Origin of the sequence: Anoxybacillus sp. UARK-01, assembly GCF_002075365.1 — a bacterium.
GTDB lineage: Bacteria > Bacillota > Bacilli > Bacillales > Anoxybacillaceae > Anoxybacteroides > Anoxybacteroides rupiense.
Genome location: NZ_NASY01000070.1, coordinates 1 through 1,065 on the forward strand (window position 1 = coordinate 1; position 1,065 = coordinate 1,065).

A 1,065-nucleotide genomic window follows, 5' to 3' on the forward strand; every position below is an offset into this window, starting at 1 on the left:
TACCAGAACATCACGTCGCACGAGTAGTGGACGAAATGGTGGAATCTGTACCAGATGAGCTATTGTTTTCTCATTATAAAGGTGGTGGCAGAAGTTCCTATCATCCCAAAATGATGCTTAAAATCATTCTGTATAGTTATTCCCAAAAGGTTTATTCCTGCCGTGGAATCGAAAAACTAATAAAAGAAAATCTTCCTGCCATATGGTTAGCTGCGATGCAACAACCAGATTTCCGCACGATCAATGAGTTCCGCGGAGAACGGATGAAAGCCTTGATGGATGAGTTATTTGAAGCCATGATTCTAAAATTGATTGAAGAAAAGTACATCACAATGGAAAACTACTTTTTGGATGGCACCAAGATGGAAGCCAACGCCAATAAGTATTCTTTCGTGTGGAAAAAATCAACAGAGAAATGGGAAGCAACATTAAAAGAAAAAATTCAAGAAACACTTGAGTACATTCATGAATTGACACCATTAGAAGCTGGAACGGGAGAAAAGGAAACCGAACAACGTGAAGAGATCACCGAACATCATTTAGAGACAGTCGCTAAGGAGATAGAAGAAAAAGTTGAAACGCTAACAGAGGAAATAGAAAAGGAACCAGAGACAAAGATTCGTAAGGAAAAGCGCCAAGAATGCAGGAAATGGAAAAAACCTTTAAAGCTGATTCGGGAAAATTTCTTACCACGACTAGCTACATACAAGGAACAGAACGAAATCTTTGGCGACCGTAACAGTTATTCCAAAACAGACAAAGACGCAACCTTCATGCGCATGAAAGAAGATCATATGAAAAACGGTCAGCTCAAGCCAGGGTATAACGTGCAAATAGGGACAGAGAATCAGTTTATCTTGTTTTATACGATTCACCAACGACCTACAGACACGCGTTGTTTTATCCCACATTTGGAGAAACTGGCGGCTACTTCTTTACCGATGCCCAAAACAGTCATCGCGGATGCAGGATATGGCAGTGAAGAAAACTATGTATATGCGATTGGTGATGAGAAAGAGCCTCGATTGGATTTTCTCATTCCTTATGGATCCTATGTACGAGAAC

1 protein-coding gene is annotated in these 1,065 nt (G+C 40.3%); it reads left to right on the forward strand.

Annotated elements, in window-relative coordinates; translation table 11 throughout:
* Positions 1 to 1,065: IS1182 family transposase (locus B6A27_RS18345; RefSeq protein ID WP_139788182.1), on the forward strand; the 1,065-nt coding region annotated here is incomplete at both ends.